The organism is Pantoea agglomerans, from assembly GCF_020149765.1.
GTDB lineage: Bacteria > Pseudomonadota > Gammaproteobacteria > Enterobacterales > Enterobacteriaceae > Pantoea > Pantoea alvi.
This window is the reverse complement of record NZ_CP083809.1, coordinates 404,169-430,047: the sequence shown is the minus strand read 5'-3', so window position 1 is coordinate 430,047 and position 25,879 is coordinate 404,169. Positions and strand designations below refer to the sequence as shown.

General features: G+C 60.1%; 25 protein-coding genes. 5 read left to right on the top strand and 20 right to left on the bottom strand.

From position 1 onward, the window contains the following. Positions 1 to 265: 265 nt before the first annotated feature. Complete coding sequence (locus tag LB453_RS04540; RefSeq protein ID WP_103794503.1) at positions 266 to 2,209, top strand: bifunctional 2',3'-cyclic-nucleotide 2'-phosphodiesterase/3'-nucleotidase; 1,944 nt, start codon at positions 266 to 268, stop codon at positions 2,207 to 2,209. A 57-nt stretch (positions 2,210 to 2,266) separates the two neighbouring features. Here LB453_RS04540 and fklB read toward each other — a convergent pair whose 3' ends face one another. Beyond that, positions 2,267 to 2,887, bottom strand: a complete 621-nt coding sequence (gene fklB, locus LB453_RS04535; RefSeq protein ID WP_103794502.1) for an FKBP-type peptidyl-prolyl cis-trans isomerase — start codon at positions 2,885 to 2,887, stop codon at positions 2,267 to 2,269. Positions 2,888 to 3,230: 343 nt separating this feature from the next. Between fklB and LB453_RS04530 the strand changes: the two genes are divergently transcribed. After that, complete coding sequence (locus tag LB453_RS04530) at positions 3,231 to 3,776, top strand: OapA family protein (RefSeq protein ID WP_103794501.1); 546 nt, start codon at positions 3,231 to 3,233, stop codon at positions 3,774 to 3,776. Between the two features lie 94 nt (positions 3,777 to 3,870). On the opposite strand, the gene rplI is transcribed toward LB453_RS04530, so the two are convergent. From rplI to rpsF, 4 genes are read right to left on the bottom strand one after another with little or no spacing between them, the layout of a single operon-like run. After that, complete coding sequence (rplI, locus tag LB453_RS04525) at positions 3,871 to 4,320, bottom strand: 50S ribosomal protein L9 (protein ID WP_033754882.1); 450 nt, start codon at positions 4,318 to 4,320, stop codon at positions 3,871 to 3,873. Positions 4,321 to 4,359: 39 nt separating this feature from the next. After that, positions 4,360 to 4,587 carry a 30S ribosomal protein S18 gene (gene rpsR / locus LB453_RS04520; protein WP_000135199.1) on the bottom strand — a complete coding sequence of 76 codons (228 nt, stop codon included), beginning with the start codon at positions 4,585 to 4,587 and terminating at the stop codon, positions 4,360 to 4,362. A gap of 4 nt (positions 4,588 to 4,591) precedes the next feature. Further along, entirely contained in the window at positions 4,592 to 4,909 is a 318-nt protein-coding gene (priB, locus tag LB453_RS04515) for a primosomal replication protein N (protein ID WP_033754872.1), read from the bottom strand. Between the two features lie 6 nt (positions 4,910 to 4,915). Beyond that, positions 4,916 to 5,311 carry a 30S ribosomal protein S6 gene (gene rpsF, locus LB453_RS04510; protein WP_033792326.1) on the bottom strand — a complete coding sequence of 132 codons (396 nt, stop codon included), beginning with the start codon at positions 5,309 to 5,311 and terminating at the stop codon, positions 4,916 to 4,918. A 373-nt stretch (positions 5,312 to 5,684) separates the two neighbouring features. On the opposite strand from rpsF, the gene LB453_RS04505 reads away from it, so the two are divergent. Next, the gene (locus LB453_RS04505; protein WP_103794853.1) at positions 5,685 to 5,891 is read left to right on the top strand and encodes a hypothetical protein; all 207 of its coding nucleotides are present in this window, start codon (positions 5,685 to 5,687) and stop codon (positions 5,889 to 5,891) included. Between the two features lie 46 nt (positions 5,892 to 5,937). On the opposite strand, the gene yjfP is transcribed toward LB453_RS04505, so the two are convergent. Next, on the bottom strand, positions 5,938 to 6,687 hold the full coding sequence (gene yjfP, locus LB453_RS04500; protein ID WP_224481603.1) for an esterase: 750 nt from the start codon (positions 6,685 to 6,687) through the stop codon (positions 5,938 to 5,940). Positions 6,688 to 6,842: 155 nt separating this feature from the next. Here yjfP and LB453_RS04495 point away from each other — a divergent pair, with 155 nt between their 5' ends. Together LB453_RS04495 and bsmA are read left to right on the top strand one after the other, a co-directional pair. Next, positions 6,843 to 8,774: a methyl-accepting chemotaxis protein gene (locus tag LB453_RS04495; protein WP_103794499.1), complete on the top strand. Its 1,932-nt coding sequence runs from the start codon at positions 6,843 to 6,845 to the stop codon at positions 8,772 to 8,774. Positions 8,775 to 8,830: 56 nt separating this feature from the next. Further along, positions 8,831 to 9,157 carry a biofilm peroxide resistance protein BsmA gene (gene bsmA / locus LB453_RS04490; protein ID WP_103794498.1) on the top strand — a complete coding sequence of 109 codons (327 nt, stop codon included), beginning with the start codon at positions 8,831 to 8,833 and terminating at the stop codon, positions 9,155 to 9,157. Here bsmA and LB453_RS04485 read toward each other — a convergent pair. The 14 genes from LB453_RS04485 to tsaE form a co-directional block, all read right to left on the bottom strand. Continuing rightward, positions 9,131 to 10,759, bottom strand: a complete 1,629-nt coding sequence (locus LB453_RS04485; RefSeq protein WP_103794497.1) for an isovaleryl-CoA dehydrogenase — start codon at positions 10,757 to 10,759, stop codon at positions 9,131 to 9,133. The genes bsmA and LB453_RS04485 overlap by 27 nt on opposite strands. Positions 10,760 to 10,844: 85 nt before the next feature. Beyond that, a complete protein-coding gene (rlmB, locus tag LB453_RS04480) occupies positions 10,845 to 11,579 on the bottom strand; it encodes a 23S rRNA (guanosine(2251)-2'-O)-methyltransferase RlmB (protein ID WP_103794496.1) in 735 nt (244 codons plus the stop codon). A gap of 83 nt (positions 11,580 to 11,662) precedes the next feature. After that, positions 11,663 to 14,092, bottom strand: coding sequence for a ribonuclease R (gene rnr, locus LB453_RS04475; RefSeq protein WP_103794495.1), 2,430 nt, complete (start codon positions 14,090 to 14,092; stop codon positions 11,663 to 11,665). 16 nt (positions 14,093 to 14,108) lie between these two features. After that, entirely contained in the window at positions 14,109 to 14,552 is a 444-nt protein-coding gene (gene nsrR / locus LB453_RS04470) for a nitric oxide-sensing transcriptional repressor NsrR (protein ID WP_103794494.1), read from the bottom strand. A gap of 217 nt (positions 14,553 to 14,769) precedes the next feature. Then, entirely contained in the window at positions 14,770 to 16,068 is a 1,299-nt protein-coding gene (locus tag LB453_RS04465) for an adenylosuccinate synthase (protein ID WP_033755291.1), read from the bottom strand. A 165-nt stretch (positions 16,069 to 16,233) separates the two neighbouring features. After that, complete coding sequence (locus tag LB453_RS04460; RefSeq protein ID WP_103794493.1) at positions 16,234 to 16,434, bottom strand: DUF2065 domain-containing protein; 201 nt, start codon at positions 16,432 to 16,434, stop codon at positions 16,234 to 16,236. A gap of 57 nt (positions 16,435 to 16,491) precedes the next feature. Then, positions 16,492 to 17,496 carry a protease modulator HflC gene (gene hflC / locus LB453_RS04455; protein ID WP_103794492.1) on the bottom strand — a complete coding sequence of 335 codons (1,005 nt, stop codon included), beginning with the start codon at positions 17,494 to 17,496 and terminating at the stop codon, positions 16,492 to 16,494. A 3-nt stretch (positions 17,497 to 17,499) separates the two neighbouring features. Further along, positions 17,500 to 18,735 (bottom strand): FtsH protease activity modulator HflK, encoded by a 1,236-nt coding sequence (hflK, locus tag LB453_RS04450; RefSeq protein WP_103794491.1) that lies wholly within the window; start codon positions 18,733 to 18,735, stop codon positions 17,500 to 17,502. A 390-nt stretch (positions 18,736 to 19,125) separates the two neighbouring features. Then, complete coding sequence (hflX, locus tag LB453_RS04445) at positions 19,126 to 20,406, bottom strand: ribosome rescue GTPase HflX (protein ID WP_103794490.1); 1,281 nt, start codon at positions 20,404 to 20,406, stop codon at positions 19,126 to 19,128. Between the two features lie 81 nt (positions 20,407 to 20,487). Continuing rightward, positions 20,488 to 20,799, bottom strand: a complete 312-nt coding sequence (hfq, locus tag LB453_RS04440) for an RNA chaperone Hfq (protein ID WP_033754840.1) — start codon at positions 20,797 to 20,799, stop codon at positions 20,488 to 20,490. A 102-nt stretch (positions 20,800 to 20,901) separates the two neighbouring features. Further along, a complete protein-coding gene (gene miaA, locus LB453_RS04435; RefSeq protein ID WP_103794489.1) occupies positions 20,902 to 21,852 on the bottom strand; it encodes a tRNA (adenosine(37)-N6)-dimethylallyltransferase MiaA in 951 nt (316 codons plus the stop codon). Further along, complete coding sequence (gene mutL, locus LB453_RS04430) at positions 21,845 to 23,710, bottom strand: DNA mismatch repair endonuclease MutL (protein ID WP_103794488.1); 1,866 nt, start codon at positions 23,708 to 23,710, stop codon at positions 21,845 to 21,847. Before mutL ends, miaA begins: the two co-directional genes overlap by 8 nt. A gap of 48 nt (positions 23,711 to 23,758) precedes the next feature. Beyond that, the gene (amiB, locus tag LB453_RS04425) at positions 23,759 to 25,417 is read right to left on the bottom strand and encodes an N-acetylmuramoyl-L-alanine amidase AmiB (RefSeq protein WP_224481602.1); all 1,659 of its coding nucleotides are present in this window, start codon (positions 25,415 to 25,417) and stop codon (positions 23,759 to 23,761) included. After that, positions 25,414 to 25,878 (bottom strand): tRNA (adenosine(37)-N6)-threonylcarbamoyltransferase complex ATPase subunit type 1 TsaE, encoded by a 465-nt coding sequence (tsaE, locus tag LB453_RS04420; RefSeq protein ID WP_103794486.1) that lies wholly within the window; start codon positions 25,876 to 25,878, stop codon positions 25,414 to 25,416. Before tsaE ends, amiB begins: the two co-directional genes overlap by 4 nt. Position 25,879 lies beyond the last annotated feature (1 nt).

Genomic DNA, 25,879 nt, shown 5'->3' with positions numbered 1-25,879 from the left:
CTCCTTTTCGGTGGCAGCCGCACGACGTTATCGTGCGCTACATCGGTTAAATTTTAGCAGCTACTGCGCTTCCGCCCGGGCCTCCGGGCGTTAAACTCTCAATAGTTTAACAATATCAATACCATAGATTGCGAGCCGCCGCTATGCCGCGCTGTCTTCCCCCTTTTCATCGCGCAAAATGTTAAACCCATCACGTAATCCTCTGACACATCATCATTCTTTTACATTAATTTGAGAGCCTTAACTTTTTGCAGCAGGAACAGGCATGTTTAAACCCACTATGACCCTTCTGGCGCTGAGTCTCTCAACGGCTCTTCACGCCGCCACCGTCGATCTTCGTCTGCTGGAAACCACCGATCTGCACAGCAACATGATGGATTTCGACTACTACAAAGATACGCCGACCGAGAAGTTCGGGCTGGTGCGCACCGCGTCGCTGATCCATGCCGCGCGTCAGGAGGTAAAAAACAGCGTGCTGGTGGATAACGGCGATATTATCCAGGGCAGCCCGCTGGGCGACTATATGGCGGCGAAGGGGCTGCAGCAGGGAGAGATCCATCCGGTCTACAAAGCGATGAATACGCTGGACTACAGCGTTGGCAACCTCGGCAACCATGAATTCAACTACGGGCTGCCCTACCTGCGCAAAGCGCTGGCCGGCGCGCGTTTCCCCTACGTAAACGCCAATATTATCGATCTCCAGACCAACAGGCCGATGTTTACGCCCTGGCTGATCAAGCCGGTTGAGGTGACGGATCGCGACGGCAAAACGCAGCGGCTGAAGATCGGTTTTATCGGCTTCGCGCCGCCGCAAATTATGGTGTGGGATAAAGCCAACCTGCAGGGCAAAGTGCGCGTCGAAGATATTACCGAAACCGCACGACGCTATGTGCCGCAGATGCGCGCCCAGGGCGCAGATCTGGTGGTCGCCATCCCCCACTCCGGCCTCAGCAGCGAGCCCTATCATGCGATGGCGGAAAACTCGGTTTACTACCTGAGCCAGGTGGCGGGCATTGATGCCATTCTTTTTGGCCACGCGCACGCCGTCTTCCCCAGCAAGGAGTTCGCCGCAGTCAAAGGGGCCGATATCGCCAAAGGAACGCTGAACGGCGTCGCGGCGGTGATGCCCGGCATGTGGGGCGATCATCTCGGCGTGGTCGATCTGGTGCTGACCAATGAAGCTGGCCGCTGGCAGGTCAGCGATCGCAAGGCAGAAGCGCGACCGATCTACGATGCAGCGCAGAAAAAGTCGCTGGCGGCGGAAGATCCGGCGCTGGTGAAGGTGCTGGCGGAGGATCACCGCGCCACGCGCGAGTTTGTAGCGAAGCCGATCGGCAGGTCGGCGGACGTAATGTACAGCTATCTTTCGCTGGTGCAGGACGATCCAACGGTGCAGATCGTCAATAATGCCCAGCGCGCCTACGTAGAGCATTTTATTCAGGGCGATCCCGATCTGGGTCATTTGCCGGTGCTCTCCGCCGCCGCGCCCTTTAAAGCGGGCGGGCGTAAAAACGATCCCGCCAGCTATACCGAGGTAGAGAAAGGCGACCTCACCTTCCGCAACGCCGCCGATCTCTATCTCTACCCCAATACGCTGGTGGTAATGAAGGTCAGCGGCGCCCAGGTGAAAGAGTGGCTGGAGTGCTCCGCGGGCCAGTTTAATCAGATCGATCCGCAGCGCCGCGACGTCCAGTCACTGATCAACTGGGATTTCCGCACCTACAATTTCGACGTGATCGACGGCGTTAACTATCAGATCGACGTTACCCAGCCGGCCCGCTACGACGGCGAATGCCAGCTGCTCCACCCAGAGGCGTCGCGCATTAAAAACCTCACCTGGCAGGGCAAGCCGGTCGATCCGCATGCCACTTTTCTGGTGGCCACCAATAACTACCGCGCCTACGGCGGTAAGTTCGCCGGCACCGGCGACAGTTTTATCGCCTTCGCCTCGCCCGATGAGAACCGCGCGGTGGTCGCGGCCTATATCAGCGCCGAGACGAAAAAACGGGGCGAAGTGCATCCGCAGGCGGACAACAACTGGCAGCTGGCGCCGATAGAGAGCAGCGTGCCGCTCGATATTCGCTTTGAGACCGCGCCGGGCGAGAAGGCGACCGCCTTTATTCGCAGCCATGCGCGCTATCCGATGCAGCCGCAGGGCAGCGATGAGATCGGCTTTGCGCTGTGGAAAGTCGATTTACAGCAGAAGTAGAGGCGTAAAAAAGCCAGCCCGAGGGCTGGCTTTCAGGTGCTGAAAGGGGGCGTGGATTTAGAGGATTTCCAGCAGCTCAACTTCAAAAATCAGGGTGCTGAACGGCGGAATCGATGCGCCTGCGCCGCGCTCGCCGTAGGCGAGGTTGTGCGGAATGGTCAGTTCCCACTTCGAACCGACCGGCATCAGGGTCAGCGCTTCGATCCAGCCCGCGATGACGCCGGTTACCGGGAATTCTGCCGGTTCGCCGCGCGCAACCGAGCTGTCAAACACCGTGCCGTCGATCAGCTTGCCGGTATAGTGCACACGCACGCGATCCTGACGTGACGGGATCGGACCGTCGCCCTGCTTGATAACGCTGAACTGCAGGCCTGACTCGGTGCTGTTGACGCCTTCGCGCTGTGCGTTCTCCGCCAGGAACGTCTGGCCTTCGGCTGCCATCGCCTCTACGCGCTGGCGGCGCACGCCTTCAGCGCGCTCATGCACTTCACGCAGCGCGCGGTGCACGACGTCAACCGGCACGGCCGGCGAATTCCCTTCCAGCGCGTCGCGCAGGCCCGCGAGCAGCGCTTCCGGCTGAAGTCCCTGCAGACCGGACTCGAGCAGCTGCTGGCCAACCTGTAAACCAATTCCGTAACTTGCTTGTGATTCGACGCTGTCGAATGAAGGGGTCGTCATCTTGATACCTGTCTCTTTCGCTAATTTGAACCGGCAGCATAGCAGCGCGGGCCGCTGGCGTAAAATCCCACGCCGCGCAGGTGACTTTTGGTGGTGAAACAGAAACAATACGCAGGTCATATTTCTTAAGGCTGACAGGCACGTCGCGCCCGTATTGCCCATACTATAACTCTGGACGAGGACAACCTCGCCAGCGTACTGAAAGAAGAGAAGATACATGGGTCAAATCGCCCCACAACGCCGCAGGACGCGCGCGCCACGCACTTTGCGCACATTGCGCCAACGTTTCGCCTGGCGGCCTGTTAAACCGTCGCGCGCCGCTGGCGATGAGGAGGATTCACGAATGGCTTCAGAGGCGCCTTCCCGCTTGCCCGCCTGGCTCAGCACAGTCTGGCACTATACGGATAATATTGGCTGGATGTCCCCGCTGCCGCCCGCACACCGGCGCGGCATTGTTATCGCCCTGCTGGTGATGCTGCTGGCCTTTTTGTGGCCGTCCAGCACGCCACAGTATCCTGTCGAGCGTCCGCAAACGGCGAGCGGCGAAAAAGAGGTGCCGATGCAGGCGGAGATCTACGACCAGAAAGCGCCGCAGCAAAATGCCCAGCCGCCGAAAGCGGACTCTCAGGGCGAATGGCGCAGCTACACCATTGCCTCAGGTCAGACGCTGGCGCAGCTGTTTCGCGATAATAATCTGCCGGTGGGCGACGTGTTCGCCATGGCGCGCGTAGAGGGCAGCGATCAGCCGCTGAGCGCGTTGCAGAGCGGGCAGCAGGTGAAGATTCGACAGAATGCGCAGGGCGTGGTGACGGGACTGACCGTGGACGGCGCCAGCGGGCCGGTGCTTTTTACGCGTCAGCCAGACGGCAGCTTTATCCGCGCGCAGTAGCCCTGCGGCAGCGCTGTTCAGGCGCTCATTACGCATCAGGGACAAAAACAAAAAAGCCGGCACAGGGCCGGCTTTTTCGCATTACCGAGTAAAATTACTCAGCAACTACATTCACAACCAGTTTAGCGAAAACTTCGCTGTGAACCTGGAAGTCAACTTCATGCTCACCGGTGGTGCGCAGAACGCCGTTCGGCAGGCGAACTTCGCTCTTCGCCACTTCAACGCCAGCTGCAGTTACAGCGTCAGCGATGTCGCGGGTACCGATAGAACCGAACAGTTTACCTTCGTCGCCTGATTTAGAGGCGATGGTCACTGAACCCAGTGCATTGATTTTCTCAGCGCGTGCGTTGGCAGCAGCCAGAACGTCAGCCAGTTTGGCTTCCAGTTCAGCGCGGCGAGCTTCGAAATATTCAACGTTTTTCTTGGTAGCAGGAACAGCTTTGCCCTGCGGTACCAGGAAGTTGCGCGCGTAGCCCGCTTTAACGTTAACCTGGTCACCCAGGCTGCCCAGGTTTGCTACTTTATCAAGCAGAATAACTTGCATTACCTTATCCTCTTAAAGTCGTTAATGGACAGTTGCCGATTACTGATGACGATCAGTGTACGGCAGCAGAGACAGGTAACGCGCGCGCTTGATAGCACGAGCCAGCTGACGCTGGTATTTTGCGCGAGTACCGGTGATACGGCTCGGTACGATCTTACCGCTTTCAGTGATGTAGTTTTTCAGCGTAGCGATATCTTTGTAGTCGATCTCTTGAACGCCTTCCGCGGTGAAACGGCAGAACTTGCGACGACGGAAATAACGTGCCATTTGGCTAGTCTCCAGAATCTATCAATTCAATCTGCTCGGCATGCAGCACCATTTTACTCTGTCCATTTCGCGCCTGATGGCAGCTAATGAAGCCTTCGAGAATGAGCGGCGTGCCGACCGTTATATGTTGAGTAATCTCCTGATGAAGCGTGCCGCTGATAATAACGGGCATTCTGCACCAGGCTTGCCGGTGGAAACCGGCTTCTTCCTGCACTGAGCGGTGCTCAAGCACAAACTGACAGTGAGGAATTCCTGACGGGCTCACTTTTCGAACCGGCGTCTTGCACACGGTGCCAGACAGGCGCAGTCGATTGGCCGTCACGAATGATTACTCTTCAGAATCCCCAGCATCTGACTCGTCAGAGGTTTCGTTAGCGAAATCTTCGCGGCGCTCACGACGCTCGTCTTTCGCTTTAACCATCGGAGATGCTTCGGTTACCGCGTGCTTAACGCGCATAACCATGCTGCGGATAACGGCGTCGTTGAAGCGGAAGTTCGTTTCCAGCTCGTCGATCACTTCCTGCGGCGCTTCTACGTTCATCAGAACATAGTGAGCTTTGTGCAGTTTGTTGATCGGGTAAGCCAGCTGACGGCGGCCCCAGTCTTCCAGACGGTGGATCGTGCCTTCTGCACCAGTGATAGCACCAGTGTAACGCTCGATCATACCTGGAACCTGTTCGCTCTGGTCAGGATGGACCATAAATACGATTTCGTAATGACGCATCGAAATTGCTCCTTACGGATTATTCAGCCTCCTGTCAGGGTCAGCTGCGGCCCACGGAAGCAAGGAACGTTATAGGTCGTGAAACATTCGCTGAATGTAACGCGCCCCTGAATGCAGCTGAAAAATTGACGCGTAATCATACTGACGCAGGGCACTAAACTCAAGCGCACATTTCATTAAATCGCAATTAAACAGGCTTTGCGTGCTAAGGCATAAGATTCAGCGGGTTGCGCAGGCCTTTATCAATTTTCCTGATAAAGGCGTTCAACGCTGCCGTCTGGCATTGGCGGCGGCGCGCGCTAAAATTAACCATGACGCCGCTTTTTTCATCAGCTGCGTCGCAGAGTGTGTTCCCATCAGTGAGGAGTCGAGCATGAAAACGTTCGTCATCGCCACTTTACTGGGTCTCTTCCTGTCTCCACCCGCCCTTGCCAGCCAGACTGACTGTGCGCAGCAGATGAGAAGTAACAGCAGCAAAGCGGCCGCAGGCTATGTCTACGTCAACCGACTGGACGCGCCGGGCAATACGCACGCCAGCGCGACCGCCAGCGCGGCGGAGCGATTATCGAATCAGTTGTGATCTCTGCAGGGCAACGGGCTGACGCATCGCCGCCAGCCCGGCTGCGTCATAGATTCTGCTTAAAGAAATCGACCAGCGCGCGCAGCGCGAAAGGGGTGATTTTGTGGCCGATGCCCGGTTCTGAAAAAAAGGTCATCTTATCGGCCTGGCCGCTCTCCCGCAGCGCTGCTACCAGCCGCGCGGTTTCCGCGAAAGGCACCACTTCGTCCGCTTCGCCGTGCCACAGCAGCAGCGGCCGGTTCGCCAGCGTCTCCAGCTTTTCACTGGGATCGTAAGCCGCCAGCGGCGCCATAAGCCGATCGAACTGCGCCCACTCTTCAGGCGAGCTGAGGCTTACCGGCGGAAAGAGCGAGCGGCTGAGCCGCATAAAATAGCCCGATCCCATCAGGCAGGCGACGCTGCGGATCTGCGGATAGCGTGCCATCGCCCCCAGCGCGGTCATACCGCCCAGCGATGCGCCCGCCACGGCGAAGCGCTCGCCGTCAACCAGCCCGGCGGCGCGCAGCGCGTTCTCCAGCTGTGGCAGCTCGTCGATATTGCGCTGCAGAATCTGCCAGAAACGGGAAAGCCGCACCGCATCGTTGCCGTTGTCGCGCGCGCCGTGCAGATCGGCGTCAGGCATTACGGCGCGAAATCCCGCCTGCGCCAGCGCCACGGCCAGATAAGCGTACACCTCTTTAGAAGAGGTAAAATCGTGGTAGAGCAGTACCGTCGGCAGCGCTGCCTCGCGCTGGCTCGCAGGCGCAGCGTGCAGCACCTGAATGCCCGCCAGCCGTTCCGTATTCAGTTCAATCATCTTCGCTCCGCTCTGGATATCGATTCCGCTGAGTTTACGTCTCCCACGCCTGATCTGCGAACCACTTCACACATCTTCCGTTTTATTTAAGGCGTAAACCTTTTGCCGCCGATGCCGTTAATCGAATCTCCATTAAACCGATCTAAAGGTAATTTATGAAGCGTCTCTCTCTCAGCCGCATGAGTCTTGGAGTCAAGCTGTCTGTACTGACGTCTCTCAGCGTCGCGCTGCTGCTGTTTGTTCTGACACTGACCCAAAGCCACACTGCGGCCCGTCAGCTGGAAAGCCTCGCTACGGATGATATGCACAACCAGGTGCAGGGCATCAGCGAAATGGCCGCCATGTTCAACGCCACCCTCACTGAAGAGGTCAATAACTACACCCAGCTGTTCGCCAGCTTTTTGCCGCAGCGCTTTAGCCGCGACGAGAGTTCGCGCATTCAGGTCGGGGAGTTTTCCACGCCAACCCTGCGCGCCGGGCTGAAAACCCTGAACCTCGATCAGATCGCGGTGGACGACTTTTTAGCGCGCACCACCGCTGTCTCGACCATCTTTGTGCGCGACGGGGACGACTACTACCGCATCTCAACCTCGCTGAAAAAAGAGGACGGCAGCCGCGCCATCGGGACTCGCCTTGACCGCAGCAGCGCAGCGTGGAAAAGCGTGAGCCGCGGCGAAATCTATCGCGGGCTGGCAACGCTGTTCGGCCACCGCTATATCACCCAGTATCAGCCGGTCAAAGATGAAAGCGGCGCGGTGATCGGCATCCTGTTTGTTGGCGTGCAGATCGATAAGCAGTATGCGCTGATGCGCGAGAAGGTGCTGGCGCGCAGGCTGGGGGACAGCGGCCATTTCTACGTGCTGAACGGCGCGCCGGGCGCCGCGCAGGGACAATATCTGTTTGCCGCGCAGCATGAAGGCAAACTGCCGGGCTGGGACGCCAGCGTGCAGCAGGCGCTGCTGAGTCAGCCGCAGGGCGTGCAGGAAGCAGAGCTTGACGGCGAAAGCAAGATGCTGGCGTGGCAGCAGCTGCCGGGCTGGAACTGGATTGTGGTGGGCGAAGTGAGCCGCGACACGCTGCTGGCGCCGATTAATCACAGCCGTAATCTGTTTATGCTGATCGGCCTGGCGCTGGTGCTGATTTTTGCGCTGGGCTTTGTGTTTTACAGCCGCCGCGCCATCACCCGTCCGCTGCAGCAGGTGATCCATCTGGCTGAAGAGTATGCGGCGGGCAACCTGCGCGTGCATCTGGATACGCGCCGCCATGACGAAGTCGGCCAGCTGATTGCCGCTATTAACGGCATCGGCGACGGGCTGGAGAAGATTGTTGGTCAGGTGCGCGTCGCCGCGCAGGAGATCAGCGACGGCACTGACACCATCGCCGCCAGCAGCCTGAATATCAGCGAGCAGATTGGCCGCCAGGCGAGCAGCGTCGAGGAGACGTCAGCGAGCATGGAGCAGTTCGGCGCTACGGTCGAGCATACCGCCGACAACCTGCGCCAGGCGATGACGCTGGTGGCGGAAGCGAGCGGCCTGGTCACGCACGGCAGCCAGACGGTGAGCCGTTCGGTCAATACCATGTCGGCGATTCAGGTCTCATCCCAGAGCATTGCCGATATCACCCACGTAATCGAATCGATCGCTTTCCAGACCAATATTCTGGCGCTTAACGCGGCGGTAGAAGCGGCGCGCGCCGGTGAGCACGGCCGCGGCTTCGCGGTGGTTGCGGCGGAAGTGCGCGCGCTGGCGCAGCGCAGCGCGCAGGCAGCAAAAGAGATCGACGGCCTGATCGCCACCTCGATCCGCAACGTCTCGGAAGGCCACCAGCTGTCGCAGCAGACGCATGACGCCATGAGCCATATCGTGTCGCATATTGAGCAGGTGCAGGCGCTGATGAGCGAAATCAACGTTGCGGCGCAGCAGCAGGCGGCGGGGATCGGTCAGGTAAATCAGGCGATGAACCAGATTAGCCAGGCGACCCATGAGAACAGCGAGCTGATAGCGCAGGCGGATGCGTCGGCGCAGAATCTGAGCCACAAAGGTCATCATCTCACGCAGCTGGTCAGCGTATTTCATCTGAAATCCTGACCCGCTTTTGGGCGGGTGGCTTACACTTAATCCACCTTCCCTCTGGAGTAAACCTTATGCGTTACGCTTACTTACTGACAATGGCACTGCTGGTGAGCGGCTGTTCGGCGCTGAAAACCACGCCGCAGCCGCCGCCTGCGCCTACCCATCAGGCGCAGGAGATCACGCGCGCGCAGAGCGCTGGTTTGCCGAGGCTCGGCAGCGTCAGCACGCAGGTTCGCGGCTCGCCGGATGACGCCCAGCGCGCGCTGGCAGCGGAAGCCAATCAGCGCGGCGCGGTTTACTATCAGGTCATCATGGTGGATGAAACGGTGACGCCGGGTTACTGGTACGCTACGGCGATCCTTTACGGCGCGTCACCCGCCGCTGGCGCGCAGCAGTAAGCGCTCCGCCACCTGGCTTTCGATCGGACGTACGCCGCGCGCGTCGAGCCACTGCCGGCACCAGGCGTCCGCCAGCGGCGGCTCGGCATACTTTAGCAGCTGCGCGCCGGTCGCCAGCAAAAACAGGCGCTGGGCCATTTCCCGCGCCTGACTCTCCTGCAGTCGGTTCAGGCGCAGCTTTAGCTGCCGCCAGCCGGCGTCAAACAGGCGATTCACGCCCCTGACCGCCTCAAACTCCTGATTCAGCATCTCAGCTACGCCGGGCTGTTTGCGCAGCACGCGCAGCACGTCGAGAGCCATGACATTGCCCGAGCCTTCCCAGATGCTGTTAACCGGCATATCGCGATAGAGACGCGGCAGCTCGCTCTCTTCGCAGTAGCCAATGCCCCCCAGCACCTCCATCGCCTCGGCGACAAACGGCATGCCCGCCTTGCAGACGGCGTACTTCGCCGCCGGGGTGAACAGCCGCGCAAATGCGCCCTCCAGCGGCTGCGCCGGCTGCGACCAGGCGCGCGCCAGCCGCATCAGCAGCGCCGTTTGCCCCTCAAGCTGCAGCGCCTGCGTCGCCAGAACCTGACGCATCAGCGGCTGATCCACCAGATCTTTGCCCATCACCTGGCGCTGGTGCGCATGGTAGAGCGCGACGGAGAAGGCACGCCGCATCTGGCCGTGGCTGCCGAGCGCGCAGTCGAAGCGGGTCATGCCGCCCATTTTAAGGATCAGCCGCACGCCGTCGCCCTCCTCCCCCACCAGCCAGCCGGTAGCGTCCTGAAACTCCGCTTCGCTGCTGGCGTTGGCGCGGTTGCCCAGCTTATCTTTGAGTCGCTCAAGGCGAATAGCGTTGCGCGTGCCGTCCGGCAGCAGGCGCGGCAGGAAAAAGCAGCTTAAGCCGTTGCCGCTTTGGGCGAGGATCAGATGCGCATCGCTCTGCGGCACGGAGAAGAACCACTTATGGCCGGTGATGCGCCAGAGCGAGCCGGGCGCGCGGTCCGCCAGCGGCTCCGCGCGCGTGGTGTTGGTGGTGACGTCGCTGCCACCCTGCTTTTCCGTCATGCCCATGCCGATCAGCAGGCCGCGCTTCTGCTCGCCAGGCAGCGCGTGGGTATCGTAGCGATCGCTGAGCAGCGGGTCGCGCCAGCCGCTGAAGGCGTCCGGCAGCCAGCGCTGCAGCAGCGGGATGGCGGCGTGCGTCATGGTCGCCGGGCAGAGCGTGCCGGCCTCGACCTGAGCGTGGAGAATAAAGCGCGCGGCGCGCGCCACCATGGCGCGATCCAGCACGTCGGGCTGCCAGCTAAGATTATGCAGGCGGCTGGCGCAGACGCCCTGCATCAGCAGGTGCCACGCGGGATGAAAACGCACCTCGTCGATGCGTACGCCGCGCGCGTCGTAGCGCAGCAGCTCCGGCGGCGCGGCGTTGGCCAGCCGTCCCAGCTCCAGCGACTCGGCACCGCCAAGCTGGGCGCCCACCGACGCCAGCCACTCGCGATCCCATTCGGCGCCTTCCCGCACCAGCGCTTCGCGCAGCGGCGTGTCGGAGAGAAAGAGATTGCTGTTGCTCAGGGGCTGCGGCTGATTGAAAACGGTGTGGGTTGTCCAGGTCATAACCACTCCTCGCGATGCGTCTCCCGTTAAGTATGGGAGAGCAACGCGCAGTTATGCCTGGCACTGAGAGGTTTTGCGGCGGCGATCACGCCCCGCGCTGGCGTACCGCTTCAAACAGGCAGACGCCGGTGGCAACAGAGACGTTAAGCGATGAAACGCTGCCCGCCATCGGGATGCTGATCAGCTCGTCGCAGTGCTCGCGGGTCAGGCGGCGCATGCCTTCACCTTCCGCGCCCATCACCAGCGCCATCGGCCCGGTCATGTTGCTCTGGTAGAGGGTATGATCCGCTTCGCCAGCGGTGCCGACCACCCAAATGTTGTACTCCTGCAGCAGACGCAGCGTGCGCGCCAGGTTGGTGACGCGGATCAGCGGCACGTTTTCCGCCGCGCCGCTGGCGACTTTTTTCGCCGTAGCGTTAAGGGAGGCGGAGCGGTCTTTCGGCACGATCACCGCGTGTACGCCTGCGGCGTCGGCGCTGCGCAGGCAGGCGCCAAGGTTATGCGGATCGGTGACGCCGTCCAGCACCAGCAGCAGCGGCTTCTCCAGGCTGGCCAGCAGATCCGGCAGATCGCCTTCCTGGTACTGGCGGCCGGGCCGGATGCGCGCCACGATACCCTGATGCACGCCGCCCTCAACCTGGCCGTCCAGCCACTGGCGGTTCGCCAGCTGGATAACGATACCCTGAGCTTCCAGCGCCGCCACCAACGGCTGCAGGCGACGATCGTCGCGGCCCTTGAGGATAAAGACTTCCTGGAAGCGCTGGGGATCGCGCTCCAGCAGCGCCTGCACGGCATGGATACCAAAAATTATTTCGCTCATCGATCTGCTCAGTTAGGAATTGAATGGACTTCAGCGGACGCTTTTTGCATGGCAAAAAGCGTCCGTTAACGCATCAGGCGGAATCAGGCCTGCTTTTTCGCGGCGCGCTTCGCCCTGGTGGCGGCGGCGATTTTACGGGTTTTTTCCGACGGGGTTTTGCTTTTTTTCTCTTTCTTCGCCTTGCCAGAGGCGGGCTTCGCGTCGCGGAACGCTTCGTTCGGCTCAAAGTTGCCTTTTTTTCCCATCTGACGGCGACGCTTCGGCGGCGCTTTGCCTTCACGCTTCGCTTTGTCGCGCGCGGTTTTGCCTTCGCCGCGCGGCTGGCGCTGACTGGAGATCAGCGCGAAGTCGATCTTGCGCTCATCCAGATGCACCGCCTCGACCCGCACTTCGACCGCATCGCCCAGACGATAGGTGCGTCCGCCCGACTCGCCGATCAGGCGCTGTCCCACCGCATCGAAACGGTAGTAGTCGTTGTCCAGCGTGGAGACGTGTACCAGGCCGTCAATAAAGAGGTCGTCCAGGCGCACAAAGAAGCCGAAGCCGGTTACGCTGGAGATCACGCCGCTAAAAGTATTGCCGACCTGATCCTGCATAAAGTCGCACTTCAGCCAGTCGGCGACGTCGCGCGTCGCCTCGTCGGCGCGGCGCTCCGTCATTGAGCAGTGCTGGCCGAGCTGCAGCATCTGCTGCATCTCGTAGTGATAGCCGCCGGTCGGCGTGGTGTTGCCTTTCACCTCACCTTCCGCCTGCGCCAGCAGATATTTAATGGCGCGGTGCAGCAGCAGATCGGGATAGCGGCGGATCGGCGAGGTAAAGTGCGCGTAAGACTGCAGCGCCAGGCCAAAGTGTCCGCGGTTTTCCGGATCGTAGACCGCCTGCTTCATGGAGCGCAGCAGCATGGTTTGCAGCATTTCCGCGTCTGGACGATCGGCGATCTGCGTCAGCAGCTCGGCGTAGTCGATCGGTTCCGGCTTAGTGCCACCCGGCAGCGAGAGGCCCAGCTCGTTAAGCACGGTACGGAAGCTGGTGATGCTGTCGTCGCTGGGGCGATCGTGATCGCGGAACAGCGCCGGCTCCTGATGCTTCTCGACGAAGCGCGCCGACGCGATGTTGGCGAGGATCATGCACTCTTCGATCAGCTTGTGCGCGTCGTTGCGCACGGTGCGCTCTACCCGCTCAATACGGCGTTCCGCGTTGAAGATAAACTTCGCTTCTTCGGTCTCAAACGAGATGCCGCCCCGCGCTTCGCGCGCCTGTTCCAGCACCTTGTACATGTTATGCAGCTCTTCCAGCGGCTTCAGCAGCGGCGCGTACTGTTCGCGCAGCTCCGGGTTGCCCTGCAGGATATTCCACACTTTGTTGTAGGTCAGGCGCGCATGGGAGTTCATCACCGCTTCATAGTGTTTGAAGCCGGTCAGCTTGCCGGTGGCAGAGATGGTCATCTCGCACACCATGCAGAGACGATCGACCTGCGGGTTCAGCGAGCAGAGCCCGTTGGAGAGCACTTCCGGCAGCATCGGTACGACCTGCGACGGGAAATAGACCGAGGTGCCGCGCTGCAGCGCTTCGTCGTCCAGCGGCGTGCCGGGACGCACGTAGTAGCTGACGTCGGCGATGGCGACCCACAGGCGCCAGCCGCCGCCGCGTTTTTTCTCGCAGTAAACCGCATCGTCGAAGTCGCGCGCATCTTCGCCGTCGATAGTGACCAGCGGCAGCTTACGCAGATCGATGCGCCCTTTTTTCGCCGCTTCAGGCACCTCTTCGCTGAGCTTGCTTACCTGTTTTTCAACTTCAGGCGGCCAGCTGTGCGGGATTTCGTGGGTGCGCAGGGCCATATCGACCGCCAGGCCGGTGCCCATGTTGTCGCCGAGGATCTCTGCGACTTTACCAATGGCTTTGGTGCGGCGCGTCGGGCGCTGCATCAGCTCTACCACCACCACCGAGCCCATTCGCGCCTGCTGGGTCTCTTCCGGCGGGATCAGAATGTCGAAGCTCAGACGGCTGTCGTCGGGCACCACGAAACCGGCGCCCGCATCGGTAAAGTAACGGCCGACGATTTGGTTGTTGCGCGGCTCCAGCACGCGCACTACGCGCGCTTCACGGCGGCCTTTACGATCGGCCCCCAGCGGCTGCGCCAGGATAACGTCGCCGTGCATGCACATTTTCATCTGCTCAGCGGAGAGATAGAGGTCATCTTTCTGGCCTTCTACGCGCAGGAAGCCGTAGCCGTCGCGGTGGCCGATAACCTTGCCGCGCAGCAGATCGAGACGTTCCGGCAGCGCATAGCACTGGCGGCGGGTAAAGACCAGCTGACCGTCGCGCTCCATGGCGCGCAGACGACGACGCAGCGCTTCAAGGTGCTCTTCGTCGGTGAGATTCAGTTCCTGCGCCAGCTCGTCGCGGCTGGCTGGTTTTTCGCGTTTTTCGAGGTGAGCCAGAATAAATTCACGGCTCGGAATAGGGTTTTCATATTTTTCAGCTTCTCTTTGCTGAAAAGGATCGTTTGACATAGCGGTTCCTCCGATGTCATTTCAGATTCATTGCCACCGGCGGTTCGGACAATAAAATTTGGTATAAGGGTTCGTTTCCTGCGACTAAGTCTGCCAGCGTATAGCTGTCCAGTTCCCGCAGGAACAGCTGTACCGCATCGTTTAGCGCTTTTTTTAAGCGGCAGGCTGGCTTGATAGCGCAGGTGGCGCAGTCTACGAGCTGTAGCGGCTCCATTTTGCGTACCACATCGCCGATAACAATATTACGCGGATCCATACCAAGACGGATGCCGCCATTTTTGCCGCGCGTTGCGGCGATAAAGCCTGCCCGGCTGAGTTGATTGATAATCTTAACCATATGGTTGCGTGACACGCCGTAGGTCTCGGTGACTTCAGTAATATTCGTCATTCTGCCTTCCGGCAAACTGGCCATATAAATCAAGGCCCGCAGACCATAATCGGTAAAACTTGTCAGCTGCACAATTACCTCGGTAGATCACCCATGGCGTATTTATTTCGTTCGCGTTGCGGTTGATTTTAATAGTAAACCGGCTTGCGGTTACTGTAGATGATAAACCAGAGTCGAATCCAGAGTGTGTTTTTTTCAACCGAACGGTGATGCAGCAAAGCGAAGGGGATAATGAGCGGCTTGCTAAGCGGGGAAACAGAGGCCGGAGCAGCGCCGGCCTCTTGCAGGATTAAGCGTCGAACGGATCGCGCAGAATCATGGTTTCGCTACGGTCCGGGCCGGTAGAGATAATATCAACCGGTACGCCCGTTACTTCTTCCACGCGCTTGATATAGTCGCGCGCGGCCTGCGGCAGACCTTCCAGCGTTTTCACGCCAAAGGTGGTTTCGCTCCAGCCCGGCAGGGTTTCATAGATCGGCTCAATGCCTTCCCAGTTCTCTGCCGCCAGCGGCGTGGTGGTCACTTCGCGACCGTCCGGCAGGCGATAGCCCACGCAGATTTTCACCTCTTTCAGGCCGTCCAGCACGTCCAGCTTGGTCATGCAGAAACCTGACAGCGAGTTGATCTGTACCGCGCGGCGTACGGCGACCGCATCCAGCCAGCCGGTGCGACGACGACGACCCGTGGTCGCGCCGAACTCGTTGCCTTTCGCGCACAGGAACTCGCCGATGTCGTCGAACAGTTCGGTCGGGAACGGACCGGCGCCAACGCGGGTCGAGTAGGCCTTCACGATACCCAGCACGTAGTCAACGCAGCGCGGGCCAATGCCTGAGCCAGTTGCCACGCCGCCAGCGGTGGTGTTAGAGGAGGTCACATAGGGATAGGTGCCGTGGTCAATATCGAGCAGCGTGCCCTGCGCGCCTTCGAACATGATCAGATCGCCGCGCTTCTGCGCCGTGTCCAGCAGATCGGAGACGTCAACCACCATGCTGGTCAGCACGTCGGCTACTGCCAGTACGTCGCTCAGCACTTTGTCGTAGTCGACCGCGTCTTCTTTGTAGTAGTTCACCAGCTGGAAGTTGTAGTAATCAACAATCTCTTTCAGCTTAACGGCGAAGGTCTCTTTGTTGAAGAGGTCGCCGACGCGCAGACCGCGGCGCGCCACTTTATCTTCATAGGCCGGGCCGATGCCGCGACCGGTGGTGCCGATGGCTTTGGCGCCGCGCGCTTTTTCACGCGCCAGATCCATCGCAACATGGTATTGCAGGATCAGCGGGCAGGCTTCAGAAATCAGCAGACGTTCGCGTACCGGTACGCCTCGCTCTTCCAGACCTTTCATCTCTTTCATCAGAGCTTCAGGCGACAGCACCACGCCGTTACCGATAATGCTGGTGACGTTTTCGCGCAGGATGCCAGATGGAATTAAATGGAGGACGGTTTTTTCACCGTTGATGACAAGCGTATGGCCGGCATTGTGGCCACCCTGGTAGCGCACCACGTAATTAGCGCGTTCAGTCAGCAGGTCTACAATTTTACCTTTGCCTTCGTCACCCCATTGGGTGCCCAGTACGACGACGTTCTTACCCATTTTCAAAATCACCGATTGCTTAAAAATGGATTCTACCATCTGATCTTGCGGCTTTCAGCACTTTTAGCATACGTTTGCGCGCATTTTTTGCCTGGGTTTTGCGCACTACAACATCCTGGGGAAACGATGCGCGGAAGGCACAATTTAGCCCTGTTGCACGCGCAATCAGGCGCCGCCGTGCGCGCCGACCATGTAGTAAATCACCACGCCCGCCACCACCAGGCCGCCGCCGAAACGGTGCAGCAGACGATCTGGCAGCTGCGCCATGCTCAGGATCATACGGCGCCAGATGCGCGGCAGAAACATCGGCCCCAGGCCTTCGAGCACCAGTACCAGCGCCAGCGCCATCCATATGGTTGTATTCATTTACCATTCCCAAAAAAAAGGCCGACATCATTGTCGGCCCGTAGGTTATAGCAGTTCTTATCGCGTCGCGTTAGAGGGCGCTTTCATATATCGGAAGAAATCGCTGTCCGGGCTAAGCACCATCACATCCTGGCTGTCGCTGAAGCTATTTTCATAGGCGCGCAGGCTGCGAATAAAGGCGTAGAAGTCCGGATCCTGGCTGAAGGCGTCAGCAAAAAGCTTCGCTGCTTCTGCATCGCCGTCGCCGCGCGTAATCAGCGCGGTACGCTGCGCTTCCGCCAGGGTGCGCGTGACCTGATAGTCCGCCTGCGCACGCAGTTTTTCCGCCTCTTCCTGACCCTGAGAACGCTGGCTGCGCGCAACCGCTTCACGCTCGGCACGCATGCGGTTGTAAATGGCGTCAGAGACCTCGGTCGGCAGATTGATCTGCTTGATGCGCACGTCCACCACCTGAATGCCCAGCGCCGCCATGCTGTTCGGGTTAATCGCTGGCTCTTTACTGTTGGTTTCGCGCTCGACGCGCGCCGCCGCGCTGGCGATGGCGTCATCCGCCGCCGGCGTCTGCACGTCGTCATCGCTGCCGGCGCTGCCGGCGTTCAGCGCGTCGCGCACGTCGGTGGTCAGACGGCCGCGAGAGTCCGTCACGATGTCTTTCACGTCAAGACGGCCCATCTCGGAACGCAGACGGTCGCTGAACTTACGTTTCAGCAGCACTTCCGCCTGCGAAACGTCGCCGCCGCCCGTCGCCAGGTAGTAGCGGCTGAAGTCGCTGATACGCCATTTGATATAAGAGTCGACGATCAGGTCTTTCTTCTCTTTGGTGACGAAGCGATCCGCCTGGTTGTCCATGGTCTGAATACGCGCGTCCAGCGTTTTCACCGTCTCGATAAAGGGGACTTTCATATGCAGACCCGGCGCGAACACCTGGGGTTTGTTCTCGTCGTCGCGCAGTACTTTACCGAAGCGCAGCACGATGCCGCGCTCCCCTTCCTGCACCACGAACAGTGAAGCGTAGAGCGCCACCAGTACAATAATAATGACTACAATTATGGGCTTACGCATCGATTACTCTCTCCCTTCGCGCTGGGTATCGTTGCGCAGAGCATTGGCCCGACGCTGATCCATGATGCTGTCTGGATTGTAGGCTGACGTGTCGCTGCGGCTGGCGGTGCTGCCGGGCGAAGCGGGCAGCGTGCTCAGACTCGCGCCTTTCTGCCCGCTCTGCGCCGCGCCAGTTGCGCCGCGCATCAGCTGGTCGAGCGGCAGCACCATCAGGTTATTGCCGCGGTCGTTAACCAGCACTTTGCGGGTATGGCTCAGCACACGTTCCATGGTTTCGATATAGAGACGCTCTTTGGTGATATCCGGTGCCGCTTTGTACTCAGGCAGCAGCTTGGCGAAGCGTGCCACTTCACCCTGCGCTTCCAGCACGGTGCGTTCTTTATAAGCGCGCGCCTCTTCGAGGATGCGCTGCGCCTGACCATTGGCACGCGGCTGTACTTCGTTGGCGTAGGCTTCCGCCTCGCGCACGTACTGCTCGCGGTTTTCACGCGCGGCGATAGCGTCGTCAAACGCCGCCTTCACCTCTTCCGGCGGACGCGCCGCCTGGAAGTTAACGTCAAGCAGCGTGATGCCCATATTGTAAGGGCGAATGGTTTCGTCGATTTCGCGCTGCGTATCGCTACGCACCACGGTACGGCCTTCAGTCAGGATGCGATCCATCGTGGAGCGCCCGATCACGCCGCGCAGCGCGCTGTCGGTCGCTTGGCGCAGGCTGTCGTCCGCGCTGGTGACGGCGAACAGGTAGCGTTCAGGATCGGTCACGCGGTACTGCACGTTCATCTCAACGCGCACCACGTTCTCATCCGAGGTCAGCATCACGCCTGAAGCGGCAAGCTCGCGCACCGCTTCAACGTTTACCGCGCGCACCTGATCGATAAAGGTAGGTTTCCAGTTCAGGCCTGGCTCAACCAGATGACTGAACTTGCCGAAGCGCGTAACGACGCCGCGCTCCGCTTCTTTAATGGTGTAGAATCCACTGGCGGCCCAGATTACGACCGCCGCAACAGCGACGATCCCGACCAGTTTGCCACCGCTGCCGCCGCTGCGCTGGCCATTTTCACTCTGTTTGCCACCGCCCAGTCCGCCGAGCTTTTTGCTCAACTTACGGAAGATATCATCCAGATCCGGCGGTCCCTGTTCGCGACCGCCTTTGTTTCCCCCAGAGTTGCCGCCTTTATTATTGCTGCTTCCCCACGGGTCGCGGTCCTGTCCGTTATTACCGGGCTGATTCCACGCCATGTTCTACTCCATTTATTGTAAGTGCGCTGTTTACCCTGCAGCTTTCCGGCTGTAGCTGTGTTGGCCGCCTTCGCTCAACCCGGTCACTTACCGATGTAAGCTCCCGGCATTCACTCAGTTGCCGCCTTGCTACAGCCGGAAATCTTTGGGTAAACCCTGCTTTTCTCGGCTGTAGCTCTGTTGGCCGCCTTCGCTCAACCCGGTCACTTACCGATGTAAGCTCCCGGGCATTCACTCAGTTGCCGCCTTGCTACAGCGGGAAATGTTGGGTAAACCCTGCTTTTCGCGGCTGTAGCTGCGTTGGCCGCCTTCGTTCGCCTTAATCCCAGAAAAACGGCGGCCGCCTGCTACACCATACACGCTATTGCGTAAGGACGTTTGGGCAACGTGTCAAACTATGTAATCGAGCAGCGCCGGTTCCTGTTTGCACAGGCGTCGCCAGTCAACCATCGGCAGACGCACGCGTAGCCCGATGCCGCCGTCTTCTTCATTCCATTCATCTTCAATGGCCTGCAGCTGATAGAAGCGGCTGCGCAGGCGGCCCGCTTCCGGCGGCAGGCGCAGTTCGAACTGCGCGATTTCGCCGGCCAGACGCTCAGAGAGCGCCTGCCATAGCAGCGGCAGACCTTCGCCGCTCTGGGCTGAAAGCCAGACGCGAACGGGCAGATTTTCTTCGTTGCGATCGATGCGCGGCACGAAGCCGTCCAGCATATCGATTTTATTCATGACCAGCAGCGTAGGGATCTCGTCTGCTTCGATCTCCTCCAGTACCGCATCAACCGCTTCGATATTCTCACTGACGCGCACGTCGGCGGCGTCGATGACGTGCAGCAGCAGCGTCGCCTGACGCGTTTCCTGCAGCGTCGCTTTAAACGCGGCCACCAGATCGTGAGGCAGATGGCGAATAAAGCCAACGGTATCCGCCAGCACCACCTCGCCGACGTCCGCGACGTTCAGACGGCGCAGCGTGGGATCGAGCGTTGCAAACAGCTGGTCCGCCGCATAGACGTTAGCGGAGGTGACGGCGTTAAAGAGGGTAGATTTACCGGCGTTGGTATAGCCAACCAGCGACACGGTCGGCACGTCCGCTTTGGCGCGCGCCTGACGTCCCTGATCGCGCTGTTTTTCTACGCGTTCAAGGCGGGATAAAATTTGGCTGATTCGGTTACGCAGCAAACGACGGTCGGTTTCCAGCTGGGTTTCACCCGGGCCGCGTAAGCCGATACCGCCTTTCTGACGCTCAAGGTGCGTCCAGCCGCGTACCAGTCGGGTAGCAAGATGGCGCAGCTGGGCCAGTTCAACCTGCAGCTTACCTTCATGGGTTCGGGCGCGTTGGGCAAAGATATCCAGGATCAGACCGGTACGGTCAATGACCCGGCATTCGCACAGGCGCTCCAGATTACGTTCCTGCGCAGGGGTTAAGGCATGATCGAATAATACGACCGATGCTCCACTTGATTTTACCGCATCGGCAATTTCAGCTGCCTTTCCTTCACCGACAAAATATTTGGGATGTGGCGCTTTACGACTGCCAGTAATGACCTGCAGCGCGTCGACGCCCGCAGAAGAGACCAGGGTTTCGAATTCCTGGAGATCTTCCATCTCTTTGTCTTGGGAGAACCAGATGTGTACCAGTACGGCCTGCTCACCGGCTTCATAACGGTCAAACAAGCTATAACCTCGCTTAGAAAATAGAAGACCAGGAGGGAAAACAGTCTGTGTTCTCCCGCCCTGGCTTGTACGGGGAGCGCGTTATTCCGCGTTATCGCCGTCTTGTTGTGGCTGCGATGGCGCAGAAGCGTTGCTCCCGCCGTGGTGGTAGTTATTGCTGCCGCCACCCGTGTTGTTGCTGTGATGTGAAACCGGGCGCGATGGAACCACGGTAGAAATGGCATGCTTGTAAACCATCTGGCTTACCGTGTTCTTCAACAAAATCACGAATTGATCGAAAGACTCAATTTGTCCCTGCAGCTTGATACCGTTGACCAAATAAATCGAAACCGGAACACGTTCACGACGCAGTGCGTTCAAAAACGGGTCTTGTAAAGATTGCCCCTTAGCCATTCTATCTTTTCCTTATATGCTTGTTGTTTATTACTTGTAGAACCGAAGTTCTGAAAATACTGCGTAAAAATTTGCGCACGATAACCAGCCAATTGTACACAATCACCCATGCTTCGCACTAAGAACCTGAAGCACCTCGTCACGCGCCGATTCTGGGCTGTCGCTGTCAAGCCAGCGTACATTTTCCCAGCCGCGTAACCAGGTCATCTGGCGTTTAGCAAGCTGCCGGGTTGCGCAAATTCCCCGATAAACCATCTCGTCGTAATCGATCTCGCCAGCCAGGTACGACCACATCTGACGATAACCGACACAGCGAATGGAAGGCATATCCGTATGCAAATCACCTCGTGCAAACAGGGCGCGGGCCTCCGCTTCAAATCCTGACACCAGCATCTGCTGAAAGCGCAGTTCGATGCGCTGATGCAGCAGTTCACGGGTCGCGGGGGCGATGGCGAACTGATACACATCGTAGGGTAACGCTTCGCCGGATGTTTTAGTCAGTTCCGTTAAAGTTTTACCCGAAATAAAAAAAACTTCCAGTGCTCGCGAAAGTCTCTGCGGATCATTCGGATGAATACGACTTCCGGCCACCGGGTCGATGTCGCACAGCTGACGATGCAGCGCCTCCCACCCTTTTTCACGCGCCATTTGTTCAATGCGCTGACGCACCTCGGGATCGGCCGAGGGGAGCGGCGACAATCCTTCCAGTAACGCTTTGAAATAGAGCATGGTTCCACCGACCAGCAGCGGAATCCGGCCGTTCTGAACGATCTCCGCCATGGCCGCCAGCGCGTCGCGGCGGAAGTCGGCGGCGGAATAGGCCTCCGACGGATCGCGGATATCCAGCAGCCGATGCGGCGCCTGCGCCAGCTCCTCCGCCGAGGGCTTGGCCGTGCCGATATCCATCCCGCGATAGATTAAGGCAGAGTCGACGCTGATAAGTTCCACCGGCAGCTGCTTTCTTAGCGCTATTGCCAGCGCGGTTTTGCCCGAGGCGGTCGGCCCCATCAAAAAAATAGCCTTTGGTCGGCCAGCCGGGTTTTGTTCACTCATGCGTTAATGCGGCAAGCGCGCTCTCAATATCAAGGGCCTGAAGCAGGCCAGAAGGCGGCGATTTCAGCAGCTGCGGGCAGAGTCGTTCCAGCTCCGCCAGCAGCGTAATCGCCTGCGAGTGATTCCAGTGGAGCGCGTCGGTATCGCAACGTCGCGCCAGCCATTGAGCCAGCTGTGGGGCGTCGCTCTCCGGCTGCTGGGCGAGATAGCCTAACAGCTCTGGAATCAAGATTTGTAAATTTTGCGTGCGCAAGGGTAAAGGCACCGCGCGCAGCGTAACGTGGTCCCCTTCCGGCTGCAGATCGATGCCCATTGCATTCAGCAGGCTCTGCCGCTCTGCGGCGATCTGGCGCTCCGGCCGGGCAACTTTCATGCGCACCGGGATAAGCAGCGGCTGCGACTTCAGCCCCGTTTCCCCTGGCTGCAGCTGCGCATGGCGCACCCAGCGCGCCGCCACAGGCAGCGACAGCAGCAGCAGCCTCTGCTCCTGCTCCAGCAGCGCATAGCGCTCCCGCACCACCGTTAACACGCGGCCAAAGCTTTGCGCATGGGAGGAGAGCGGCGCCTCGGTCGGCTGCGCGCGCGGCGCGGCCGGTGGCGCGACCGGTTCAGCCGGCGCGCGCGGACCAGCCGCCGGCGTTTTCAGCAGCTGCTGATAGACCGCGCCTTCGCGCTTGCTGTAAAGGTTCTCTTTGTTCTGCCAGCCCGGCTGCGCGGCCGTTGCCGGACTCGCGCCCCCGCCTTCGCTGCGGCGCGGCGCGGCGGGCTGGGAAAAGTGGTTGCCGCCCGCCGCCTGGCGATTCTCCGGCTGCCAGCGCGGCGCCGGCTCTTCCGCCGCGATCGACGGCAGGGCCGGCGCGCTGCTCTCCTGCAGCACGCTCATCACGCCCTGAAAGATAAAGTCGTGCACCAGCCGTGACTGATGGAAACGCACCTCATGCTTGGCGGGATGCACGTTGACGTCTACCTGATGCGGATCGATCTCCAGGTAGAGCACATAGGCGGGCTGCTGGTCGGCCTGCAGCTGGGCCTGAAACGCCTGGCGTATCGCATGGTTGATCAGTTTGTCGCGCATCATGCGGCCGTTGACGTAGCAATACTGAATATCGGTCAGCTGGCGCGATCCGGCCGGATCGGCGACCCAGCCGCGCAGCAGCAGATCGTCATGTCGCCAGTCGATGCGCAGCGCATGCTGCATAAAGGTCGTGCCGCAAATCGCGCCCAGCCGCCGTTCGCGCTGCGCCTCATCATTGACCGCGCGATACTGGCGCATCAGCTTGCCGTTGTGGCTGAGCGAAATAGAGACGTCAAAACGCGCCAGCGCAATGCGGCGGATCACCTCGTCGATATGGCCAAACTCGGTTTTCTCGGTGCGCATAAATTTGCGGCGGGCGGGCGTGTTGTAGAAGAGGTCGAGCACCTCCAGCGTGGTGCCACACGGATGCGCCGCAGGCTTCACCGTGACCGCCATATCGCGGCCTTCGGCATACGCCTGCCAGGCTTCGTTCTGCGTCTGGGTGCGCGAGGTTAAGGTCAGGCGCGACACCGAGCTGATACTGGCCAGCGCTTCACCGCGAAAGCCCAGGCTCATAATCGCTTCCAGATCGTCGAGCGAGGCAATTTTACTGGTGGCGTGGCGCGCCAGCGCCATTGCCAGCTCCTCTTTGCTGATGCCGCAGCCGTTATCGCGGATGCGGATCAGCTTCGCGCCGCCGTTTTCAATATCGATGTCGATGCGCGTCGCACCGGCGTCGAGGCTGTTTTCCACCAGCTCTTTTACCACCGACGCTGGACGCTCGACGACTTCGCCCGCCGCAATCTGGTTAGCCAGCTGCGGCGGTAAAATTTGAATGGGCATGGTGATTATCCTTGTAGAGCCTGGCCCGGCGCCTGGCCGGGCTGACCGTCAGGAGGCGGGGATTTTCAGGGTTTGCCCCAACATCACATTTGAGGACTTCATATTGTTCGCCTGGATGATCGCCTGCGGGCTGACGCCGTAATGGGCGGCGATAGCCGTCAGCGAGTCGCCCCGCACCACTTTATGCCGCGTCGGGCCGCGCGCGGCCACCGTATTGCTGGCCGGCACCTTCAGGCGCTGTCCGACCCAGATCACATCGCGCTTCAGTCGGTTCATCTCGCGCAGCGTTGCCATGCTGACACCATATTTCGCGGCGATGCCGGAGAGCGTTTCACCGCGGGTTACCGTATGACGCTGCACTGCGCCGGTATACTGCGTGGTGCCGGTCGCCGGATTACTGGCGACGCTCACCGTCGGCGATGAGCCGATCGGCCGGTTTTCCTCCTTTGGGAGCGATTGTAGCGGGTGCGCCAGGAAATAATTGCGCAGGCCTTTGTAGATAGCCATCGCAATTTTATCCTGGTAAGCGCTACTGCCGAGCAGTCGCTCCTCCGAGGCATTACTGATGAAGCCGGTCTCCACCAACAGCGAGGGAATATCCGGCGAACGCAGCACGCCGAGGCTGGCGTGCTCCGGCAAACGCTTATGCAGCGGCGAAACGCCGCGCAGCTGCTGCAGCACTTTCAACGCCACGTCGTAGCCGACGCGCTGCGAGTGACCGAACTGCAGATCCAGCACCGCCTGGCTCAGATAGGGATCGGCCTGGCTGTTCGCCAGCAGATCCCCTGCGCCGCCCAGCAGTTCAGACTGTTTCTCGCGCTGCTCCAGCCAGTTCGCCATTTCGCTGTTGGCGCGGCGGTTCGACAGCACCCATACCGAGGCGCCGGTGGCGCTGTGGCTCGGTGCCGAGTCGGCATGAATGGAAACCAGCAGGTTGGCGTTCTCTTTACGCGCCACTTCGGAACGGCCCATCACCGAGATAAAGTAGTCGCCGTCGCGCGTCAGCACGCCTTTAAACATCGGATCGTTGTTCAGCAGCACCTTCAGCTTGCGCGCGATGGCGATAGTGACGTTCTTTTCATGCAGTCCACGCTGGCCGGTAGCGCCGGGATCCTGGCCGCCGTGTCCGGCGTCGATGGCCACAATCACCGTGTCATTGCTGGTGGGCACCGCATTGCCTGGGCGCGTTGTGGTGTTGGTATTGCTGACCGCCGTCACCTGATTCGCGTTGAACGGATTCACGGCGCTCCGGCTCGGGGCTGTCCGTGCCGGCGTCGATGTGGACGCCGTTGAAACCGGCGCGGCGCGGCTCACCGGCTGTTTGCCCTGAATAGTGAACACTACGTTGTAGCTGCTGCCGTTGCGCTGCGTCACCGCGCGGGTTTTGCCCGCCTGCGTCAGCTCGAACACCAGCCGAATGCTCTGCTTATCCTTTGGCGTGCTGGTGCGAATGCGCCTGACGATATTTTCACCGCTGAAGTTCAGCGGCAGCCCCTGAATCACGCCGCTCTGACGAATATCGAGCACCACGCGCTCCGGGTTGTGCAGCGGAAAGAAGCCGTACACCGGCTGCCCGGCGAAGCTCAACGTCACCGTCGCCCTGCTGTCGCCGTTTTCGACTTTGATATCGGAGAGGCTGGCCGCCAGCGCGGGCGCCGTCGCCAGGCAGAGTACCAGCAGCAGCGCGCTTTTTATCCGTGCGATCATCCCTGCGCCACCTGCTCTGTCAGCGTGTCGCCCAGCGCGGAGTGCGCCTCAAGGCGCGCCTCGCGTGCGGCCCCGACGTAGCTCAGCGTCAGCGCCAGATCGGGCGGCGGCAACACGCCCGCGCCCTGCTGCGGCCACTCCACCAGACAGATAGCTTCGCCGGTGAAATAGTCGCGGATCCCCATAAACTCCAGCTCTTCCGGATCGGCCAGGCGATAGAGATCGAAGTGATAGAGCGCGCGCGCGCCGAGCTGGTAAGGCTCCACCAGCGTATAGGTCGGGCTTTTAACGTTGCCCTGATGGCCAAGCGCCTGTAAAAATCCACGGCTGAAGGTCGTCTTACCCGCGCCCAGATCGCCATAGAGATAGATTACCGCCGCGCCGGTACAGGCGCGGGCCAGCTTAGCGCCCAGATCGAGGGTCGCCGCCTCATCGGGCAAGGAAATAACACAGGTCTTCATG

Bases quoted from the DNA above. Each gene is read 5' to 3' on its own strand.
- fklB (WP_103794502.1), bottom strand. From the start codon at position 2,887: ATGACGACCCCTTCATTCGACAGCGTCGAATCACAAGCAAGTTACGGA.
- rplI (WP_033754882.1), bottom strand. From the start codon at position 4,320: ATGCAAGTTATTCTGCTTGATAAAGTAGCAAACCTGGGCAGCCTGGGT.
- hflC (WP_103794492.1), bottom strand. From the start codon at position 17,496: ATGCGTAAGCCCATAATTGTAGTCATTATTATTGTACTGGTGGCGCTC.
- rnr (WP_103794495.1), bottom strand. From the start codon at position 14,092: ATGTCAAACGATCCTTTTCAGCAAAGAGAAGCTGAAAAATATGAAAAC.
- rlmB (WP_103794496.1), bottom strand. From the start codon at position 11,579: ATGAGCGAAATAATTTTTGGTATCCATGCCGTGCAGGCGCTGCTGGAG.
- rpsR (WP_000135199.1), bottom strand. From the start codon at position 4,587: ATGGCACGTTATTTCCGTCGTCGCAAGTTCTGCCGTTTCACCGCGGAA.
- LB453_RS04495 (WP_103794499.1), top strand. From the start codon at position 6,843: ATGAAGCGTCTCTCTCTCAGCCGCATGAGTCTTGGAGTCAAGCTGTCT.
- rpsF (WP_033792326.1), bottom strand. From the start codon at position 5,311: ATGCGTCATTACGAAATCGTATTTATGGTCCATCCTGACCAGAGCGAA.
- miaA (WP_103794489.1), bottom strand. From the start codon at position 21,852: ATGAGTGAACAAAACCCGGCTGGCCGACCAAAGGCTATTTTTTTGATG.
- LB453_RS04465 (WP_033755291.1), bottom strand. From the start codon at position 16,068: ATGGGTAAGAACGTCGTCGTACTGGGCACCCAATGGGGTGACGAAGGC.
- LB453_RS04485 (WP_103794497.1), bottom strand. From the start codon at position 10,759: ATGACCTGGACAACCCACACCGTTTTCAATCAGCCGCAGCCCCTGAGC.
- mutL (WP_103794488.1), bottom strand. From the start codon at position 23,710: ATGCCCATTCAAATTTTACCGCCGCAGCTGGCTAACCAGATTGCGGCG.
- bsmA (WP_103794498.1), top strand. From the start codon at position 8,831: ATGCGTTACGCTTACTTACTGACAATGGCACTGCTGGTGAGCGGCTGT.
- LB453_RS04460 (WP_103794493.1), bottom strand. From the start codon at position 16,434: ATGAATACAACCATATGGATGGCGCTGGCGCTGGTACTGGTGCTCGAA.
- LB453_RS04540 (WP_103794503.1), top strand. From the start codon at position 266: ATGTTTAAACCCACTATGACCCTTCTGGCGCTGAGTCTCTCAACGGCT.
- hfq (WP_033754840.1), bottom strand. From the start codon at position 20,799: ATGGCTAAGGGGCAATCTTTACAAGACCCGTTTTTGAACGCACTGCGT.
- LB453_RS04530 (WP_103794501.1), top strand. From the start codon at position 3,231: ATGGCTTCAGAGGCGCCTTCCCGCTTGCCCGCCTGGCTCAGCACAGTC.
- hflK (WP_103794491.1), bottom strand. From the start codon at position 18,735: ATGGCGTGGAATCAGCCCGGTAATAACGGACAGGACCGCGACCCGTGG.
- yjfP (WP_224481603.1), bottom strand. From the start codon at position 6,687: ATGATTGAACTGAATACGGAACGGCTGGCGGGCATTCAGGTGCTGCAC.
- amiB (WP_224481602.1), bottom strand. From the start codon at position 25,417: ATGATCGCACGGATAAAAAGCGCGCTGCTGCTGGTACTCTGCCTGGCG.
- tsaE (WP_103794486.1), bottom strand. From the start codon at position 25,878: ATGAAGACCTGTGTTATTTCCTTGCCCGATGAGGCGGCGACCCTCGAT.
- LB453_RS04505 (WP_103794853.1), top strand. From the start codon at position 5,685: ATGAAAACGTTCGTCATCGCCACTTTACTGGGTCTCTTCCTGTCTCCA.